The following is a 16,976-nucleotide window of genomic DNA, read 5'->3' as shown; positions in this document are numbered from 1 at the left end:
TCCATTCTTCGCTAACTACCGTCCACAATTCTACTTCCGTACGACTGACGTTACCGGTGCGGTAACTTTGGAAGAAGGCGTAGAAATGGTAATGCCGGGTGAAAACGTAGCCATCACTGTTGAACTGATTGCGCCAATCGCGATGGAAGAAGGTTTGCGTTTTGCGATTCGTGAAGGTGGCCGTACCGTAGGTGCCGGTGTTGTTTCTTCTATCATTGCTTAATAAAGGATATCGATAAATGGCAAACCAAAAAATCCGTATCCGTTTGAAAGCTTATGATTACAGCTTGATCGACCGTTCTGCCCAAGAAATCGTTGAAACTGCTAAACGCACTGGTGCTGTGGTAAAAGGTCCGATTCCTTTGCCAACCAAAATTGAGCGTTTTAACATCTTGCGCTCTCCACATATGAACAAAACTTCACGTGAGCAATTGGAAATCCGCACCCACTTGCGTCTGATGGACATCGTGGACTGGACTGACAAAACGACTGATGCACTGATGAAGCTGGACTTGCCGGCCGGTGTTGATGTAGAAATCAAAGTTCAATAATCATTGCTTTGAAAACCGAATGGGTAAAACCATTCGGTTTTATTCTATATGTGTTTATAGCATAATGCCGTCTGAAAGAGGGTTGTCGTAATTTTCAGACGGCCTTTTTGATGAAAACGCTAAGTTTTTATTGATATTTTTTGGAAAAGCGGTTTATAATAGCGGACTTGGTACATCTGTACCAAGTTTTTTATCTTTGTCCGAAGACAAGCCAATCGTAGCTTGTCCCTTTACTAAAAGGAAAATAATCATGACTTTAGGTCTGGTTGGGCGCAAAGTTGGTATGACCCGCGTGTTTAACGAACAGGGTGTTTCTGTTCCGGTAACCGTTTTGGATATGTCTGCTAACCGCGTTACACAAGTAAAATCCAAAGATACTGACGGCTACATTGCCGTACAAGTTACCTTTGGTCAGAAAAAAGCGAATCGTGTCAACAAAACTGAAGCCGGTCACTTTGCAAAAGCAGGTGTTGAAGCTGGTCGCGGTTTGATTGAATTTGCTTTGACTGAAGAAAAGCTGGCTGAATTAAAAGCTGGTGATGAAATCACTGTTGCAATGTTTGAAGTAGGTCAATTGGTTGATGTAACCGGTACCTCTAAAGGTAAAGGTTTCTCTGGTACCATCAAACGTCATAACTTTGATTCTCAACGTACCTCTCACGGTAACTCGCGTTCGCACCGTGTTCCTGGTTCTATCGGTATGGCTCAAGACCCTGGTCGCGTATTCAAAGGTAAGCGCATGGCCGGTCAATACGGTAATACCAAATCAACCGTTCAAAAATTGGAAGTTGTGCGTGTAGACACTGAGCACCAATTGCTGTTGGTTAAAGGTGCGGTTCCTGGTTCGGTTAACAGTGATGTCGTGGTACGTCCAAGCGTGAAAGTAGGTGCGTAATGGAATTAAAAGTTATTGACGCTAAAGGACAGGTTTCAGGCAGCTTGGCTGTTTCTGACGCTTTGTTTGCTCGCGAATACAATGAAGCATTGGTGCATCAGCTTGTAAATGCGTTTTTGGCAAATGCCCGCTCAGGCAACCGTTCGCAAAAGACCCGTGCTGAAGTAAAACACTCAACCAAAAAGCCATGGCGCCAAAAAGGCACTGATCGTGCCCGTTCAGGTATGACTTCATCTCCATTGTGGCGTAAGGGCGGTCGTGCATTCCCGAACAAACCTGATGAAAACTTCACTCAAAAAGTAAACCGTAAAATGTACCGTGCCGGTATGGCGACTATTTTGTCTCAATTGGCTCGTGACGAACGTTTGTTTGCGATCGATGCATTGAATGCAAATACGCCTAAAACCAAAGAATTCGCTGAACAAGTGAAAAATTTGGGTTTGGAGCAAGTGCTGTTTGTAACCAAACAGTTGGATGAGAATGTTTACTTGGCTTCACGCAACTTACCGAATGTGCTGGTTTTGGAAGCTCAGCAAGTAGATCCTTACAGCTTGTTGCGTTACAAAAAAGTAATCATGACTAAAGATGCGGTTGCACAATTAGAGGAGCAATGGGTATGAATCAACAACGTTTGACTCAAGTGATTTTGGCACCTATCGTTTCTGAAAAAAGCAACGTATTGGCTGAAAAACGTAATCAAATGACGTTTAAAGTATTGGCAAATGCAACCAAACCTGAAATCAAAGCAGCTGTTGAATTGCTGTTTGGTGTGGAAGTTGCTTCTGTGACTACTGTTACCATTAAAGGTAAAACTAAACGTTTTGGTCGTGCTTTGGGCCGTCGCAGCGATGTTAAAAAAGCTTACGTAAGCTTGGCTGCTGGTCAAGAGTTGAATTTGGACGCCGCTGCTGCAGCTGCAGAATAAGGAATATAGAAAATGGCAATCGTTAAAATGAAGCCAACTTCTGCAGGTCGTCGCGGCATGGTTCGCGTAGTTGCAGAAGGCTTGCACAAAGGTGCGCCTTATGCGCCTTTGTTGGAAAAGAAACATTCTACTGCCGGTCGTAACCACAATGGTCACATCACCACCCGTCATAAAGGTGGCGGCCATAAACAACACTACCGTGTAGTTGACTTTAAACGTAATAAAGACGGTATCCCTGCAAAAGTAGAGCGTATTGAGTACGATCCTAACCGTACTGCTTTTATCGCTTTGTTGTGCTATGCAGACGGTGAGCGTCGTTACATCATTGCTCCGCGCGGCATTCAAGCGGGTGCGGTACTGGTTTCTGGTGCGGAAGCTGCGATTAAAATTGGTAATACTTTACCAATCCGCAACATCCCTGTCGGTACCACTATTCACTGTATCGAAATGAAGCCGGGTAAAGGTGCGCAAATTGCACGTTCTGCCGGCGCTTCTGCCGTATTGTTGGCAAAAGAAGGTGTATACGCTCAAGTACGTTTGCGTTCAGGTGAGGTGCGTAAAATCCACGTTGACTGCCGTGCTACTATCGGCGAAGTGGGTAACGAAGAGCAAAGCCTGAAAAAAATCGGTAAAGCCGGTGCCAATCGCTGGCGCGGTATCCGTCCTACTGTCCGCGGTGTTGTGATGAACCCTGTTGATCACCCTCACGGTGGTGGTGAAGGCCGTACTGGTGAAGCGCGCGAACCAGTTAGCCCATGGGGTACTCCTGCCAAGGGTTACCGTACTCGTAATAACAAACGCACGGATAATATGATTGTTCGTCGTCGTTACTCAAATAAAGGTTAATTAATATGGCTCGTTCATTGAAAAAAGGCCCATATGTAGACCTGCATTTGCTGAAAAAAGTAGATGCTGCTCGTGCAAGCAACGACAAGCGCCCAATTAAAACTTGGTCGCGCCGTTCTACCATTTTGCCTGATTTTATCGGTTTGACTATTGCTGTACACAATGGCCGTACTCACGTGCCTGTATTCATCAGCGATAACATGGTCGGTCACAAATTAGGTGAGTTCTCATTGACCCGTACCTTTAAAGGCCATTTGGCTGATAAAAAGGCTAAAAAGAAATAAGGTGAATCATGAGAGTAAATGCACAACATAAAAATGCCCGTATTTCAGCTCAAAAAGCTCGCTTGGTAGCTGATTTGATCCGTGGTAAAGACGTTGCCCAAGCTTTGAATATCTTGACTTTCAGCCCTAAAAAAGGTGCGGAGTTGATTAAAAAAGTTTTGGAATCAGCTATTGCGAATGCCGAACACAATAATGGTGCGGACATTGATGAGCTGAAAGTGGTAACCATCTTCGTTGACAAAGGCCCAAGCTTGAAACGGTTCCAAGCTCGTGCAAAAGGTCGCGGTAACCGCATTGAAAAACAAACTTGTCATATTAATGTGACAGTGGGCAACTAAGGAAAAGCTATGGGACAAAAGATTAACCCTACAGGCTTTCGCCTGGCGGTAACTAAAGACTGGTCTTCAAAATGGTTTGCTAAAAGCAACGAGTTTGCGACTGTGCTGAAACAAGATATCGATGTTCGTAATTACCTGCGTGCCCGTTTGGCAAATGCCTCTGTAGGTCGCGTAGTTATTGAGCGTCCTGCTAAATCTGCACGTATTACCATTCACTCGGCTCGTCCAGGTGTGGTAATCGGTAAAAAAGGTGAGGACATCGAAATCTTGAAACGTGATTTGCAAGCCTTGATGGGTGTGCCTGTTCACGTGAATATCGAAGAAATCCGTAAACCTGAATTGGACGCACAAATCATTGCAGACAGTATTGCTCAGCAATTGGAAAAACGTGTTCAATTCCGCCGTGCAATGAAACGTTCTATGCAAAACGCGATGCGTGCTGGTGCTAAAGGCATCAAAATCATGACTTCTGGCCGTCTGAATGGTGCAGACATCGCACGTAGCGAATGGTACCGTGAAGGCCGTGTGCCTTTGCATACTTTGCGTGCAAACGTTGATTATGCGACTAGTGAAGCCAACACTACTTATGGCGTGTTAGGTCTGAAAGTTTGGGTTTACACTGAAGGCAACGATAAAGCTGCCGCAAAACCTGAGCAAGAGAAGAAACAAAGAAAGGCAGGTGGTCGTCATGCTGCAGCCAACTAGACTGAAATACCGTAAACAGCACAAAGGCCGTAACACCGGTATCGCTACTCGCGGTAACAAAGTAAGTTTCGGCGAATTTGGTTTGAAAGCAGTAGGTCGTGGCCGTTTAACTGCTCGTCAAATCGAAGCTGCACGTCGTACGATGACTCGTCACATTAAACGTGGCGGTCGTATTTGGATTCGTGTATTCCCTGACAAACCGATTACTGAAAAACCTATTCAAGTTCGTATGGGTGGCGGTAAAGGTAATGTTGAATATTACGTTGCTGAAATCAAACCAGGCAAAGTTTTGTATGAAATGGATGGCGTACCAGAAGCATTAGCTCGTGAAGCTTTTGAATTGGCTGCGGCAAAATTGCCTATTCCTACAACCTTTGTAGTAAGACAGGTAGGTCAATAATGAAAGCAAATGAATTGAAAGACAAATCTGTTGAGCAATTGAATGCTGATTTGCTTGACTTGTTGAAAGCACAATTTGGTTTGCGTATGCAAAATGCCACTGGTCAGTTGGGTAAACCAAGTGAATTAAAACGTGTGCGTCGCGATATTGCTCGTATTAAAACCATTTTAACTGAAAAAGGTGCTAAGTAATGAGCGTAGAAAAAAATGTTCGTACTTTGCAAGGCAAAGTGGTAAGCGACAAAATGGATAAAACCGTAACCGTATTGGTTGAACGTAAAGTGAAACATCCTTTGTACGGTAAGATTATTCGTTTGTCTTCCAAAGTTCATGCTCATGATGAAAACAATGAGTATGGCATTGGTGACATCGTGGTAATCGCGGAATCTCGTCCATTGTCAAAAACCAAATCTTGGGTTGTTAAAGAGCTGGTTGAGAAGGCGCGTACTGTTTAATTTTTGATACAGTAATGCACTTATAAGAAACGAAGTCTTGCAGCAAATCTAATTTGCGTGTAAACTTCGTTTCTTATCTTTCAGTTTCTTCTGAAAGTTTCTTCCCGTCGGGATCCAAGACTGGTTTACTAGAACCGCGAAGGTTTCATGTGATAGTAACTTAACACTAAGTTATGAGTCAGATGAAAAAGGTAAATTAAGTTGGTTAATTTAAAGGTAATAACATGATTCAAATGCAGACCATCTTAGATGTGGCTGATAACTCTGGTGCGCGTCGCGTTATGTGCATCAAAGTATTGGGCGGATCTAAGCGTCGCTATGCTTCGGTTGGCGATATTATTAAAGTTGCAGTTAAAGATGCTGCACCTCGTGGCCGTGTTAAAAAAGGTGATGTATACAATGCAGTGGTTGTTCGTACTGCTAAAGGTGTTCGTCGTCCGGATGGCGCGTTGATTAAGTTTGATAACAATGCAGCTGTGTTGTTAAATAATAAACTTGAGCCTCTAGGTACCCGTATTTTTGGTCCAGTTACTCGTGAATTGCGTACTGAACGTTTCATGAAAATTGTTTCATTGGCACCTGAAGTTTTATAAGGAAAAGAAGCGATGAACAAAATTATTAAAGGCGATAAAGTAGTCGTTATTGCTGGTAAAGATAAAGGTAAACAAGGTCAAGTAGCTCGCATCTTGGGTGATAAAATTGTTGTTGAAGGTGTAAACGTAGTTAAACGCCATCAAAAACCAAATCCTATGCGTGGTGTTGAAGGTGGCATTATCGCTAAGGAAATGCCTCTGGCAATTTCAAATGTTGCGATTTTAAATCCTGAAACCAATAAAGCTGATCGTGTTGGTATTAAATTGATTGAGAGCGAAGGTAAAGTTAAGCGCGTTCGTTTCTTTAAATCTAATGGCTCTATCATCGGAGCATAAGGAGATATCATGGCTCGTTTGAGAGAGTATTATAAAGATACGGTAGTGCCTGAGTTGGTAAAACAGTTCGGTTACAAATCTATTATGGAAGTTCCTCGTATTGAGAAAATTACCTTGAATATGGGTGTTGGCGAAGCTGTTGCTGACAAAAAAGTAATGGAGCACGCTGTATCAGATTTGGAAAAAATTGCTGGTCAAAAACCGGTAGTAACTGTTGCACGTAAGTCTATTGCAGGCTTTAAAATTCGTGATAACTACCCTGTAGGTTGTAAAGTAACTTTGCGTCGCGATCAAATGTTTGAATTCTTGGATCGTTTGGTTACTATCGCATTGCCTCGTGTACGTGACTTCCGTGGTGTGAATGGAAAGTCTTTTGACGGTCGCGGCAATTACAATATGGGTGTACGTGAGCAAATCATTTTCCCGGAAATTGAATACGATAAAATTGATGCTTTGCGTGGTTTGAATATCACCATTACGACTACTGCCAAAACTGATGAAGAAGCGAAAGCTTTGTTATCTTTATTTAAATTTCCGTTCAAAGGTTAAACATGGCTAAGAAAGCACTTATTAATCGCGAGCTGAAACGTCAAGCTCTAGCGAAAAAATATGCAGCTAAGCGTGAAGAAATTTTTGCTGTTATCAATGATTCAAATGCTACTGACGAAGAGCGTTTTGAAGCTCGTTTGAAATTCCAAGCAATTCCGCGCAATGCAGCACCTGTACGCCAACGTCGCCGTTGTGCATTGACAGGTCGTCCTCGTGGCACTTTCCGTAAATTCGGTTTGGGTCGTATTAAAATCCGTGAAATCGCTATGCGTGGCGAAATTCCGGGTGTTGTAAAAGCTAGCTGGTAATAGGAGTATTAATAATGAGTATGCATGATCCTATTTCCGATATGTTGACTCGTATCCGCAATGCGCAACGTGCTAATAAAGTAGCAGTTGCCATGCCTTCTTCAAAATTAAAATGCGCAATTGCAAAAGTTTTGAAAGAAGAAGGTTATATCGAGGACTTTGCAGTTTCTGCTGATGCAAAACCAGTATTGGAAATTCAACTGAAATACTATGCAGGTCGCCCTGTTATTGAGCAAATTAAACGTGTTTCACGTCCTGGTTTGCGTATTTATAAAGCTTCTAGCGAGATTCCAAGTGTTATGAATGGCTTGGGTGTTGCTATCGTAAGTACTTCTAAAGGTGTAATGACTGATCGTAAAGCACGCTCTGAGGGTGTGGGTGGTGAGTTGTTGTGCATCGTTGCCTAGTGGAGAATTATAAATGTCACGCGTAGCTAAAAATCCAGTGACTGTTCCTGCTGGTGTAGAAGTAAAATTTGGAACAGACGCATTGGTTGTTAAAGGTAAAAATGGCGAATTGTCATTTCCTTTGAATTCTGATGTTGATATTAAATTAGAAGACGGTGTGTTAACTTTTGCTGCAGCAAACAATACCAAACAGGCAAATGCAATGTCTGGTACTGTTCGTGCCTTGGTTAACAACATGGTTAAAGGTGTTTCTGAAGGTTTTGAGAAAAAACTTCAATTAATTGGTGTGGGTTATCGTGCTCAAGCTCAAGGCAAAACTTTGAATTTGTCTTTGGGTTTTTCTCATCCAATCGTTTACGAAATGCCTGAAGGTGTTTCTGTTCAAACTCCTAGTCAAACTGAAATCGTTCTGACTGGTGCGGATAAACAAACTGTTGGTCAAGTTGCTGCTGAAATTCGCGCATTCCGTTCCCCTGAGCCTTACAAAGGTAAAGGTGTACGTTATGTAGGTGAAGTAGTGGTGATGAAAGAAGCCAAGAAAAAATAATTGAGGTTCACTAATGAATAAACATGCAACCCGACTCCGTCGTGCACGCAAAACCCGTGCCCGTATCGCGGACTTGAAAATGGTAAGATTATGCGTGTTCCGCACCAATAATCATATTTATGCTCAAGTAATTAGTGCTGAAGGTGATAAAGTATTGGCTCAAGCCTCTACCTTGGAATCTGAGGTACGTAGTAGCTTAAAATCAGGCAGCAATGTTGAAGCAGCTGCATTGATTGGCAAACGTATTGCAGAAAAAGCAAAAGCAGCAGGTGTAGAAAAAGTTGCTTTTGACCGTTCTGGTTTCCAATATCACGGCCGTGTAAAAGCATTAGCTGAAGCTGCTCGTGAAAATGGTTTAAGCTTCTAATATTTGGAGACTTTCAGATGGCAAAACATGAAATTGAAGAACGCGGTGACGGCTTAATCGAAAAAATGGTTGCCGTAAACCGTGTAACAAAAGTCGTTAAGGGTGGCCGCATTATGGCTTTCTCTGCGCTGACTGTAGTAGGTGATGGCGATGGTCGCATCGGTATGGGTAAAGGCAAATCTAAAGAAGTGCCTGTAGCCGTTCAAAAAGCAATGGATCAAGCTCGTCGCTCTATGATTAAAGTACCTTTGAAAAATGGTACTATTCATCATGAAGTAATTGGTCGTCATGGTGCTACCCGTGTATTTATGCAACCTGCAAAAGAAGGTAGTGGTGTAAAAGCTGGTGGTCCAATGCGTTTAGTATTCGATGCAATGGGCATTCACAACATCTCTGCTAAAGTACATGGTTCTACCAACCCTTACAACATTGTACGCGCTACATTAGACGGCTTATCAAAATTGTACACTCCTGCTGATATTGCTGCTAAACGTGGTTTGACAGTAGAAGATATTTTAGGAGCTGGTCATGACTGAGCAGAAAAAAATCAAAGTTACTTTGGTTAAAAGTTTGATTGGTACTATTGAATCTCACCGCGCTTGTGCGCGTGGCTTAGGCTTACGTCGTCGTGAGCATACCGTTGAGGTTTTGGATACCCCTGAAAACCGTGGTATGATTAATAAAATCAGCTACTTGTTGAAAGTGGAGTCTTAATATGTTTTTGAATACTATCCAACCAGCTGAAGGTGCAACCCATTCAGCACGCCGTGTTGGTCGCGGTATTGGTAGTGGTTTAGGTAAAACCGGTGGTCGTGGTCATAAAGGCCAAAAAAGCCGCTCCGGTGGCTTTCATAAAGTAGGCTTTGAAGGCGGTCAAATGCCTTTGCAACGTCGTTTGCCTAAGCGCGGCTTTAAATCTTTGACTGCTTCAGCAAATGCAGAAGTACGTTTAAGTGAGTTGGCCTTGGTTGCGGTATCAGAAATTGACTTGTTGGTATTGAAACAAGCGGGTCTGGTTCCTGCAAATGCTACTAATGTAAAAGTAATTGCTTCTGGTGAAGTTTCAAAAGCTGTGACTTTAAAAGGCATTAAAGCAACTAAAGGCGCACGAGCAGCAATTGAAGCTGCTGGTGGTAAAGTTGAAGAATAAGGCTTAAATTACAGTGGCTAGTCAACAATCTTCCTCAGGTTTATCTAAATTTGGAGACTTGAAAAAGCGTCTATTGTTCTTAATCGGGGCATTGGTCGTTTTCCGTATTGGTGCTCATATTCCAGTGCCGGGTGTAGATGCTGTTGCATTAGCTAAGTTATACGAAAGCGCTGGAAACGGTATTCTGGGAATGTTAAATATGTTCTCAGGAGGTTCGTTAGAGCGCTTTAGTATATTTGCAATCGGTATTATGCCGTATATTTCGGCTTCGATTATTGTACAGCTTGCTTCAGAAATTCTTCCTTCCTTGAAGGCGTTGAAAAAAGAAGGAGAAGCTGGGCGTAAAATCATTACGAAATACACGCGGTATGGCACTGTGTTGCTGGCTATTCTGCAAAGTTTTGGTGTAGCAACCTTCGTTTTTCAACAAGGTATTGTCGTTGCAAATCAGTTAGAATTTTATATCTCAACAGTCGTGTGTTTGGTTACCGGTACCATGTTCTTAATGTGGTTGGGTGAGCAAATTACTGAAAGAGGTATCGGCAATGGTATTTCATTGATTATTACTGCGGGTATTGCCGCCGGTATTCCGGCAGGGCTTCTCCAGCTCTGGACATTAACCAGTCAAGGTGCGATGAGTATGTTGATGGCAGTGTCTATTGTAATCGGTGCACTACTGCTGATTTATATTGTGGTTTACTTTGAAAGTGCACAACGTAAAATTCCTGTTCATTATGCCAAAAGACAATTTGGTCATGTTGGACAAGGTCAAAATACGCACATGCCTTTCAAATTAAATATGGCTGGGGTTATTCCGCCAATTTTTGCTTCCAGTATTATTTTGTTCCCTTCTACCTTATTAAGTTGGTTTGGTTCAAACAATACGGACAGTATGTTGCACAAAGTTGCCGCCATGCTCCAACATGGTCAACCGCTTTATATTCTGATATTTGCAGCAACGATTATTTTCTTCTGTTATTTTTATACGGCATTGGTATTCAGTCCGAAAGAAATGGCGGAGAATTTGAAAAAGAGTGGGGCTTTTGTACCAGGTATTCGCCCAGGTGATCAAACCTCTAGATACTTAGAGAAGGTAGTATTGCATTTAACCCTTTTTGGTGCTTTATACATTACCATCATCTGTTTGATTCCTGAATTCTTAACGACTGCATTAAATGTACCTTTCTATTTGGGCGGTACTTCGCTATTAATTTTAGTTGTGGTAACGATGGATTTTAGTACGCAAATTAATTCCTATCGTATGACCCAGCAATATGAAAGCCTAATGAATCGTCCCGATATGAAATCATTATCACGTAAGTAAGACTATGGCTAAAGAAGATACCATACAAATGCAAGGCGAAATTCTTGAAACTTTGCCGAATGCAACATTCAAAGTTAAACTCGAGAACGACCATGTGGTTTTAGGTCATATTTCTGGAAAAATGCGTATGCACTACATTCGAATTTCTCCGGGTGATAAAGTAACCGTTGAGTTAACGCCTTATGATTTAACCCGTGCTCGTATCGTATTCAGAGCAAGATAGACTGTATAAAGGAAAAAAAATGCGTGTACAACCTTCTGTAAAGAAAATTTGCCGTAACTGCAAAATTATTCGTCGTAATCGCGTAGTTCGTGTGATTTGTACTGATCCACGTCACAAACAACGTCAAGGTTAAGAGTTTATTTCTCTTAATTTGATTTTGTGGTATAGTGACACACTTTGCCCTAAAAGGAAAAAAATATGGCTCGTATTGCAGGGGTGAATATCCCTAATAATGCCCATATCGTTATTGGCTTACAAGCTATTTACGGTATTGGTGCGACTCGTGCTAAATTGATTTGCGAGGCTGCAAATATTGCTCCTACCGTAAAAGCAAAAGATTTGGACGAGGCTCAATTGGACGCTTTGCGTGAACAAGTTGCTAAATATGAAGTTGAAGGTGACTTGCGCCGTGAAGTAACGATGAGCATCAAACGATTGATGGATATGGGTTGCTATCGCGGCTTCCGTCATCGTCGTGGCTTACCTTGTCGCGGTCAACGCACTCGCACAAATGCACGTACCCGTAAAGGTCCGCGCAAAGCGATTGCCGGTAAGAAATAATTTTTAAGGAAATTGATTAATGGCTAAAGCAAACACAGCTTCGCGTGTACGTAAAAAAGTACGTAAAACCGTAAGCGAAGGTATTGTGCATGTTCATGCATCTTTTAACAATACCATCATTACAATCACTGACCGTCAAGGCAATGCATTGTCTTGGGCTACCTCTGGCGGCGCTGGTTTTAAAGGTTCACGTAAAAGTACACCATTTGCAGCTCAAGTAGCTGCAGAAGCAGCTGGTAAAGTTGCCCAAGAGTATGGCGTTAAAAATTTAGAAGTTCGCATTAAAGGCCCGGGTCCAGGTCGCGAATCTTCTGTACGTGCGCTCAACGCTCTTGGTTTCAAGATTACCAGCATTACTGACGTTACCCCGTTGCCTCATAACGGTTGCCGTCCACCTAAAAAACGTCGTATTTAATATTGGAGTGATTTGAAACATGGCACGTTATATTGGCCCTAAATGTAAATTAGCACGCCGTGAAGGTACAGATCTGTTTTTGAAGAGTGCACGTCGCTCTTTAGAGTCAAAATGTAAAATGGATTCTGCGCCAGGTCAACACGGTGCTAAAAAACCACGTTTGTCAGACTATGGTCTGCAATTGCGTGAAAAACAAAAAATCCGTCGTATTTACGGCGTATTAGAACGTCAATTCCGTCGTTATTTTGCAGAAGCTTCACGCCGTAAAGGTTCTACTGGTGAATTGTTACTGCAATTGCTGGAATCTCGTTTAGACAACGTTGTATATCGCATGGGCTTCGGCTCTACCCGTGCAGAAGCTCGTCAATTGGTTTCTCACAAAGCGATTACCGTTAACGGACAAGTTGTGAATATCCCTTCTTTCCAAGTTAAAGCCGGTGATGTTGTAGCTATCCGCGAGAAAGCTAAAAAACAAGTACGTATCCAAGAAGCTTTGAGCTTGGCAACTCAAATTGGTTTGCCTAGCTGGGTTTCAGTTGATGCAGATAAATTGGAAGGTGTATTCAAAAATATGCCGGATCGCTCAGAATTGACTGGCGATATTAATGAACAGCTGGTGGTAGAGTTCTACTCTAAATAATGCTAGCTCAGTGAGGGACAGTTAAATGCAAAATAGCACAACCGAATTTTTGAAACCTCGTCAAATTGATGTAGATACTTTGTCTACTACACGTGCAAAAGTTTCAATGCAGCCGTTTGAACGTGGTTTTGGTCACACTTTAGGTAATGCTTTGCGTCGTATCTTACTGTCATCCATGAATGGTTTTGCACCAACTGAAGTGGCTATTACCGGTGTGTTGCATGAATATTCTACCGTTGATGGTGTTCAAGAAGATGTCGTAGACATTTTGTTGAACATCAAAGGTATCGTATTTAAGTTGCACGGTCGTAGCCAAGTTCAGTTGACTTTGAAAAAATCAGGTGCCGGTGCAGTTTTGGCCGGGGATATCGAATTACCACACGATGTGGAAATTTTGAACCCAGAGCACGTGATTTGCCACTTGTCTGATAACGGTCAAGTAGAAATGGAAATCAAAGTCGAGCAAGGCCGTGGTTATCAATCTGTTTCAGGTCGTCGCGTTGTTCGTGATGAAAACAAACAGATTGGTGCGATTCAGTTGGATGCGAGTTTTTCGCCCATCAGCCGTGTTAGCTTTGAAGTTGAACCTGCACGCGTAGAGCAACGTACCGACTTGGATAAATTGGTTTTGGATATCGAAACTGATGGTTCTATTGATCCGGAAGAAGCCGTACGCAGTGCCGCACGTATTTTAATTGACCAAATGTCTATCTTTGCTGACTTGCAAGGTACGCCGGTTGAAGAGGTTGAAGAAAAAGCTCCTCCAATCGATCCTATCTTGTTGCGCCCGGTAGATGATTTGGAATTAACTGTACGTTCAGCTAATTGTCTGAAAGCTGAAGATATTTATTATATTGGCGATTTGATTCAACGTACTGAAACCGAGCTTCTCAAAACTCCGAATTTGGGTCGTAAATCTTTGAATGAAATCAAAGAGGTGTTGGCCTCTAAAGGTCTGACATTAGGTTCAAAATTAGAAGCTTGGCCGCCTGTAGGCTTAGAAAAGCCGTAAGTTTGAAGATTAAAGGATAATGACATGCGTCATCGTAATGGTAACCGCAAATTAAACCGTACCAGCAGCCACCGTGCTGCGATGCTGCGCAATATGGCAAATTCTTTGTTGACTCACGAAACTATCGTGACCACTTTGCCTAAAGCAAAAGAATTACGCCGCGTGGTAGAGCCCTTGATTACTTTGGGTAAAAAACCTTCTTTGGCAAACCGTCGTTTGGCATTTGACCGCACTCGCGATCGCGATGTAGTGGTTAAATTGTTTGACGAATTGGGTCCACGTTTCGCTGCTCGTAATGGCGGCTATGTTCGTGTACTGAAATACGGTTTCCGTAAAGGTGACAATGCGCCTTTGGCGTTGGTAGAGTTGGTTGATAAAGCAGCTGAAACAGCTGAATAATCGACATAAAATTGAAAACACCATCTATTTAAATCAATAGATGGTGTTTTTCTTTGAAATACTGTTTGAGCTATTTGATACTGAATCTGCTTTGCAATATTTTTCAGACGGCCTAAGCGCATCTCGCTTTTAGCATCGTTGGTAGGCAAGTTTTCAAATATCGCATGCCACAATATGTGCCAGAGATATAGAACTGACAAAAAATCTCGCTCTGGTTCTGGTATATAATACTGCCATTACCCACTGGTTTTAATTGATTTAAGCCATTTTGATAAATCATGTTGCGGGTCAAGCAAACCATGGCGCTCAAACGCATCTAAAATCACCAGTTGCGCATCGCTCATCATCACATCGCTCAGCATCGCTTCTATAATCTCATTAATCTTCATCAATTCAAATCCGGCCACTTCGCCATCTTGATTTTCAGGAGTTACATTGCCGGATAATACAGCGTCGAAGATATAGAGAATTTCATTATGTAGACCGCGGGAAACAGGGCGCAGACTGTGTAACTGATTCTGCAGTCTGAGATGTTGTAGATGATGCGGCGATAATCCTGCTTCTTCTTCACTCTCACGCAGCATGGTTGCTGTAATGTCTTCACCACAGGATACCCCGCCGCCGACCAAATTATCCAGTTTGTTCGGATCGACCGCTTTATGTTCACTTCTGCGGCCAATCCATAGTTGCCATTCGCCGTCTTGAAAGGTGAAACCATTTAAATGCACTGCTTTACTCATCAGGCCTAGAGGGCGGAATGCGGCACGTTCCAGCGGGAATAAGACATTTTCGTGATGGCAAACATCAAAACGCTCATCACGCCAGCCATGCAATATGCCCAGTTGCTTCCAGTCATGCGCCATGTGTTGAAGTGCATCACCCAAGCTCAGCCAACTATCTGCACGCAAGTGCAGGCCGTCTGAACGCATTTCCCATTCGCCTTGCCAATCTTTTTCAATTTGCGCTTGCCATTGCGCATTCAGACGGCCTAAGGCTAAACCGTTCAGCCATAAAGTCTGCCATGAGCCATGCAAACCATAATTCACTTGCGCCCATTGCCACAATTTATCTTGGATTGTCTTATCTAAAATATGAGGAAATTGAGGAACTGCAGACATATTGTTTCACCTTATTATCATTTGTGTTTCAGATTGTAACGCGTTTATCCCGATTTGCAACTGCCGCATGCCCAATCGTGTTCTATGCCAATACACGGCAATGGTGCAAACCATGTTAATATTGGGGCAACATTCAGACGGCCTATTTAATCATCGGCCGCATACTTTTAACTTGATTTCATTTGGTAGCACATGAAAAACATCGGACTTTTCGGCGGCACGTTTGATCCCATCCACAACGGTCATCTGCACATTGCGCAAGCATTTGCTGAAGAACTCGGGTTGGATACCGTCATTTTTTTACCAGCAGGCGATCCTTACCACAAACCGCAAAATACGCAAACGCCGGCCAAACACCGTTTCATCATGACAGAATTGGCCCTTGCCGAAGAGCCGCGTTTTGCGCTGAGTGATTGCGATATGGTGCGTGAAGGGGCGACTTATACCTTCGATACCGTACAGATTTTCCGCCAGCAATTTCCAGCAGCGAAACTTTGGTGGTTATTGGGCAGCGACAGTTTGATGAAACTGCATACTTGGAAAAAATGGCAAACCTTGTTGCAGCAGGTCAACATTGCAGTGGCTATGCGCGAAGGCGACAGCTTGAACCAAGCACCGCGGGAACTACACGCATGGTTGGGCGAAGCTTTGCAAAACGGCAGCGTGCGCATTTTGCAGGCGCCTTTGTACAACATCAGTTCCACGCAAATTCGCACGGCATTAGAAAATCAAAGCCTTTCAGACGGCCTCATTCCATCCTCAGTCGCGCGTTATATCCAGCAACACGGTTTATACCGCTAATCAGAAATATCATGATTCAACCCATAGGCCGTCTGAACAGATTCCTTGATAAAATACTGCAAAAAATAGCTTAAATTCAGCCAGATAAGCTATAATGCCGTCTGAAAAACGTAACTTAGGAATAAAATGAACGAACAAGAATTACTCGACTTGCAAAAAATGGTCGAAATCGCAGTAAACGCGTTGGAAGACGTGAAAGCCAAAGACATTTCCGTGTTGGAAACCCAAGAAAAAACCTCGCTGTTTGCCCGCATGATTGTGGCGACCGGCGATAGTACCCGCCAAGTCAAAGCCTTGGCCAACAATGTGGCGGTTGATTTGAAAGAAGCCGGCTTCGAAATCTTGAGCCAAGAAGGCGATACCGGCGAATGGACGTTGGTAGATGCCGGTGATCTGGTGGTACACGTTATGCTGCCGGCAGTGCGCGATTATTACGACATCGATACCCTGTGGGGCGGTGAAAAACCCGCTTTTGAAGTCGGTATGCAAAAACCTTGGCATGCGGCCGATTAAGCTTTAACCCAATTTAATGGTGAATCAGGCCGTCTGAAAACGCTTTCAGACGGCCTTACATTCGCCTAACAAGTGCAATTTCCAATAACAGAAAAGGCCAGTATGCGGTAGTATACTGCCTTTCCTGACAAGAAAGATTGCAATATGGCCTACACACAACTGACCTCACACCAAAGATACTACATTTCCAGACATTACCGCAACCTACCCCTAAACCAAATCGCACAGAACATCGGTTGTCATCCCGCCACCGTCAGTCGGGAAATCAGACGGCATTCCGTCAACGGAACCTACTGTTACCGAAAAGCACAACAG

33 protein-coding genes and 1 pseudogene are annotated in these 16,976 nt (G+C 43.1%); 33 read left to right on the top strand and 1 reads right to left on the bottom strand.

Annotated features, from left to right (window positions below; genetic code table 11):
* From CRG49_RS09255 to rplQ, 30 genes and pseudogenes are all read left to right on the top strand, one after another.
* A pseudogene (locus CRG49_RS09255) lies at positions 1–223 on the top strand (elongation factor Tu); the annotation flags it as partial.
* Positions 224–239: 16 nt separating this feature from the next.
* Positions 240–551: a 30S ribosomal protein S10 gene (gene rpsJ, locus CRG49_RS09250; protein WP_095502525.1), complete on the top strand. Its 312-nt coding sequence runs from the start codon at positions 240–242 to the stop codon at positions 549–551.
* Positions 552–801: 250 nt separating this feature from the next.
* Positions 802–1,446 (top strand): 50S ribosomal protein L3, encoded by a 645-nt coding sequence (gene rplC / locus CRG49_RS09245; RefSeq protein ID WP_095502526.1) that lies wholly within the window; start codon positions 802–804, stop codon positions 1,444–1,446.
* On the top strand, positions 1,446–2,066 hold the full coding sequence (rplD, locus tag CRG49_RS09240; protein WP_095502527.1) for a 50S ribosomal protein L4: 621 nt from the start codon (positions 1,446–1,448) through the stop codon (positions 2,064–2,066). Before rplC ends, rplD begins: the two co-directional genes overlap by 1 nt.
* Positions 2,063–2,371 (top strand): 50S ribosomal protein L23, encoded by a 309-nt coding sequence (gene rplW, locus CRG49_RS09235; protein WP_195690073.1) that lies wholly within the window; start codon positions 2,063–2,065, stop codon positions 2,369–2,371. Before rplD ends, rplW begins: the two co-directional genes overlap by 4 nt.
* A 12-nt stretch (positions 2,372–2,383) precedes the next feature.
* Entirely contained in the window at positions 2,384–3,217 is an 834-nt protein-coding gene (rplB, locus tag CRG49_RS09230; RefSeq protein ID WP_095502529.1) for a 50S ribosomal protein L2, read from the top strand.
* Between the two features lie 5 nt (positions 3,218–3,222).
* Positions 3,223–3,501 (top strand): 30S ribosomal protein S19, encoded by a 279-nt coding sequence (rpsS, locus tag CRG49_RS09225; protein WP_002215422.1) that lies wholly within the window; start codon positions 3,223–3,225, stop codon positions 3,499–3,501.
* Positions 3,502–3,509: 8 nt separating this feature from the next.
* Positions 3,510–3,839, top strand: coding sequence for a 50S ribosomal protein L22 (gene rplV, locus CRG49_RS09220; protein ID WP_003675877.1), 330 nt, complete (start codon positions 3,510–3,512; stop codon positions 3,837–3,839).
* A 9-nt stretch (positions 3,840–3,848) separates the two neighbouring features.
* On the top strand, positions 3,849–4,544 hold the full coding sequence (gene rpsC, locus CRG49_RS09215) for a 30S ribosomal protein S3 (RefSeq protein ID WP_095502530.1): 696 nt from the start codon (positions 3,849–3,851) through the stop codon (positions 4,542–4,544).
* Positions 4,528–4,944 (top strand): 50S ribosomal protein L16, encoded by a 417-nt coding sequence (gene rplP, locus CRG49_RS09210; protein ID WP_095502531.1) that lies wholly within the window; start codon positions 4,528–4,530, stop codon positions 4,942–4,944. Before rpsC ends, rplP begins: the two co-directional genes overlap by 17 nt.
* The gene (gene rpmC / locus CRG49_RS09205) at positions 4,944–5,135 is read left to right on the top strand and encodes a 50S ribosomal protein L29 (RefSeq protein ID WP_019272314.1); all 192 of its coding nucleotides are present in this window, start codon (positions 4,944–4,946) and stop codon (positions 5,133–5,135) included. The genes rplP and rpmC overlap by 1 nt, the downstream gene beginning before the upstream one ends.
* A complete protein-coding gene (gene rpsQ / locus CRG49_RS09200; RefSeq protein WP_095502532.1) occupies positions 5,135–5,398 on the top strand; it encodes a 30S ribosomal protein S17 in 264 nt (87 codons plus the stop codon). The genes rpmC and rpsQ overlap by 1 nt, the downstream gene beginning before the upstream one ends.
* A 224-nt stretch (positions 5,399–5,622) precedes the next feature.
* Entirely contained in the window at positions 5,623–5,991 is a 369-nt protein-coding gene (gene rplN / locus CRG49_RS09195) for a 50S ribosomal protein L14 (RefSeq protein WP_002215434.1), read from the top strand.
* Between the two features lie 12 nt (positions 5,992–6,003).
* Positions 6,004–6,327 carry a 50S ribosomal protein L24 gene (rplX, locus tag CRG49_RS09190; protein ID WP_095502533.1) on the top strand — a complete coding sequence of 108 codons (324 nt, stop codon included), beginning with the start codon at positions 6,004–6,006 and terminating at the stop codon, positions 6,325–6,327.
* A gap of 9 nt (positions 6,328–6,336) precedes the next feature.
* Positions 6,337–6,876, top strand: coding sequence for a 50S ribosomal protein L5 (rplE, locus tag CRG49_RS09185; RefSeq protein WP_095502534.1), 540 nt, complete (start codon positions 6,337–6,339; stop codon positions 6,874–6,876).
* Positions 6,877–6,878: 2 nt separating this feature from the next.
* Entirely contained in the window at positions 6,879–7,184 is a 306-nt protein-coding gene (rpsN, locus tag CRG49_RS09180; RefSeq protein ID WP_095502535.1) for a 30S ribosomal protein S14, read from the top strand.
* A gap of 14 nt (positions 7,185–7,198) precedes the next feature.
* Entirely contained in the window at positions 7,199–7,591 is a 393-nt protein-coding gene (rpsH, locus tag CRG49_RS09175; RefSeq protein ID WP_066077332.1) for a 30S ribosomal protein S8, read from the top strand.
* A 13-nt stretch (positions 7,592–7,604) separates the two neighbouring features.
* Entirely contained in the window at positions 7,605–8,138 is a 534-nt protein-coding gene (gene rplF, locus CRG49_RS09170) for a 50S ribosomal protein L6 (RefSeq protein WP_095502536.1), read from the top strand.
* Positions 8,139–8,151: 13 nt separating this feature from the next.
* Positions 8,152–8,505, top strand: a complete 354-nt coding sequence (rplR, locus tag CRG49_RS09165; RefSeq protein ID WP_095502537.1) for a 50S ribosomal protein L18 — start codon at positions 8,152–8,154, stop codon at positions 8,503–8,505.
* Between the two features lie 17 nt (positions 8,506–8,522).
* Positions 8,523–9,041, top strand: a complete 519-nt coding sequence (gene rpsE / locus CRG49_RS09160) for a 30S ribosomal protein S5 (RefSeq protein ID WP_095502538.1) — start codon at positions 8,523–8,525, stop codon at positions 9,039–9,041.
* The gene (rpmD, locus tag CRG49_RS09155; RefSeq protein WP_003684808.1) at positions 9,034–9,219 is read left to right on the top strand and encodes a 50S ribosomal protein L30; all 186 of its coding nucleotides are present in this window, start codon (positions 9,034–9,036) and stop codon (positions 9,217–9,219) included. The genes rpsE and rpmD overlap by 8 nt, the downstream gene beginning before the upstream one ends.
* 1 nt (position 9,220) lies before the next feature.
* Positions 9,221–9,655 carry a 50S ribosomal protein L15 gene (gene rplO, locus CRG49_RS09150; RefSeq protein ID WP_095502539.1) on the top strand — a complete coding sequence of 145 codons (435 nt, stop codon included), beginning with the start codon at positions 9,221–9,223 and terminating at the stop codon, positions 9,653–9,655.
* A gap of 13 nt (positions 9,656–9,668) precedes the next feature.
* Positions 9,669–10,979, top strand: coding sequence for a preprotein translocase subunit SecY (gene secY / locus CRG49_RS09145; RefSeq protein WP_095502540.1), 1,311 nt, complete (start codon positions 9,669–9,671; stop codon positions 10,977–10,979).
* 4 nt (positions 10,980–10,983) lie between these two features.
* On the top strand, positions 10,984–11,202 hold the full coding sequence (infA, locus tag CRG49_RS09140) for a translation initiation factor IF-1 (RefSeq protein ID WP_003684714.1): 219 nt from the start codon (positions 10,984–10,986) through the stop codon (positions 11,200–11,202).
* Positions 11,203–11,221: 19 nt separating this feature from the next.
* Entirely contained in the window at positions 11,222–11,335 is a 114-nt protein-coding gene (rpmJ, locus tag CRG49_RS09135; RefSeq protein ID WP_003697674.1) for a 50S ribosomal protein L36, read from the top strand.
* A gap of 65 nt (positions 11,336–11,400) precedes the next feature.
* Entirely contained in the window at positions 11,401–11,763 is a 363-nt protein-coding gene (gene rpsM / locus CRG49_RS09130; protein ID WP_095502541.1) for a 30S ribosomal protein S13, read from the top strand.
* Positions 11,764–11,782: 19 nt separating this feature from the next.
* Complete coding sequence (gene rpsK / locus CRG49_RS09125) at positions 11,783–12,178, top strand: 30S ribosomal protein S11 (protein ID WP_002216249.1); 396 nt, start codon at positions 11,783–11,785, stop codon at positions 12,176–12,178.
* Between the two features lie 19 nt (positions 12,179–12,197).
* Positions 12,198–12,818 (top strand): 30S ribosomal protein S4, encoded by a 621-nt coding sequence (rpsD, locus tag CRG49_RS09120; RefSeq protein WP_095502542.1) that lies wholly within the window; start codon positions 12,198–12,200, stop codon positions 12,816–12,818.
* A 25-nt stretch (positions 12,819–12,843) separates the two neighbouring features.
* Positions 12,844–13,830 carry a DNA-directed RNA polymerase subunit alpha gene (gene rpoA, locus CRG49_RS09115; protein WP_095502543.1) on the top strand — a complete coding sequence of 329 codons (987 nt, stop codon included), beginning with the start codon at positions 12,844–12,846 and terminating at the stop codon, positions 13,828–13,830.
* Between the two features lie 24 nt (positions 13,831–13,854).
* Positions 13,855–14,229, top strand: a complete 375-nt coding sequence (gene rplQ, locus CRG49_RS09110) for a 50S ribosomal protein L17 (RefSeq protein ID WP_095502544.1) — start codon at positions 13,855–13,857, stop codon at positions 14,227–14,229.
* 236 nt (positions 14,230–14,465) lie between these two features.
* Here rplQ and CRG49_RS09105 read toward each other — a convergent pair whose 3' ends face one another.
* The gene (locus CRG49_RS09105) at positions 14,466–15,347 is read right to left on the bottom strand and encodes an NUDIX hydrolase family protein (protein WP_095502545.1); all 882 of its coding nucleotides are present in this window, start codon (positions 15,345–15,347) and stop codon (positions 14,466–14,468) included.
* A 192-nt stretch (positions 15,348–15,539) separates the two neighbouring features.
* Here CRG49_RS09105 and nadD point away from each other — a divergent pair, with 192 nt between their 5' ends.
* The 3 genes from nadD to CRG49_RS13910 all read left to right on the top strand — a co-directional run.
* Positions 15,540–16,148, top strand: a complete 609-nt coding sequence (nadD, locus tag CRG49_RS09100; RefSeq protein WP_095502546.1) for a nicotinate-nucleotide adenylyltransferase — start codon at positions 15,540–15,542, stop codon at positions 16,146–16,148.
* Positions 16,149–16,274: 126 nt separating this feature from the next.
* On the top strand, positions 16,275–16,661 hold the full coding sequence (gene rsfS, locus CRG49_RS09095; protein ID WP_095502547.1) for a ribosome silencing factor: 387 nt from the start codon (positions 16,275–16,277) through the stop codon (positions 16,659–16,661).
* Between the two features lie 144 nt (positions 16,662–16,805).
* The coding region (locus CRG49_RS13910; RefSeq protein WP_157807888.1) for a helix-turn-helix domain-containing protein at positions 16,806–16,976 on the top strand (171 nt) is incomplete at its 3' end.

Source organism: Neisseria sp. N95_16 (assembly GCF_002551535.2).
Taxonomy (GTDB): Bacteria; Pseudomonadota; Gammaproteobacteria; order Burkholderiales; family Neisseriaceae; genus Neisseria; species Neisseria brasiliensis.
The sequence above is the reverse complement of the archived record's forward strand: the minus strand, read 5'-3'. Positions and strand labels throughout refer to the sequence as shown.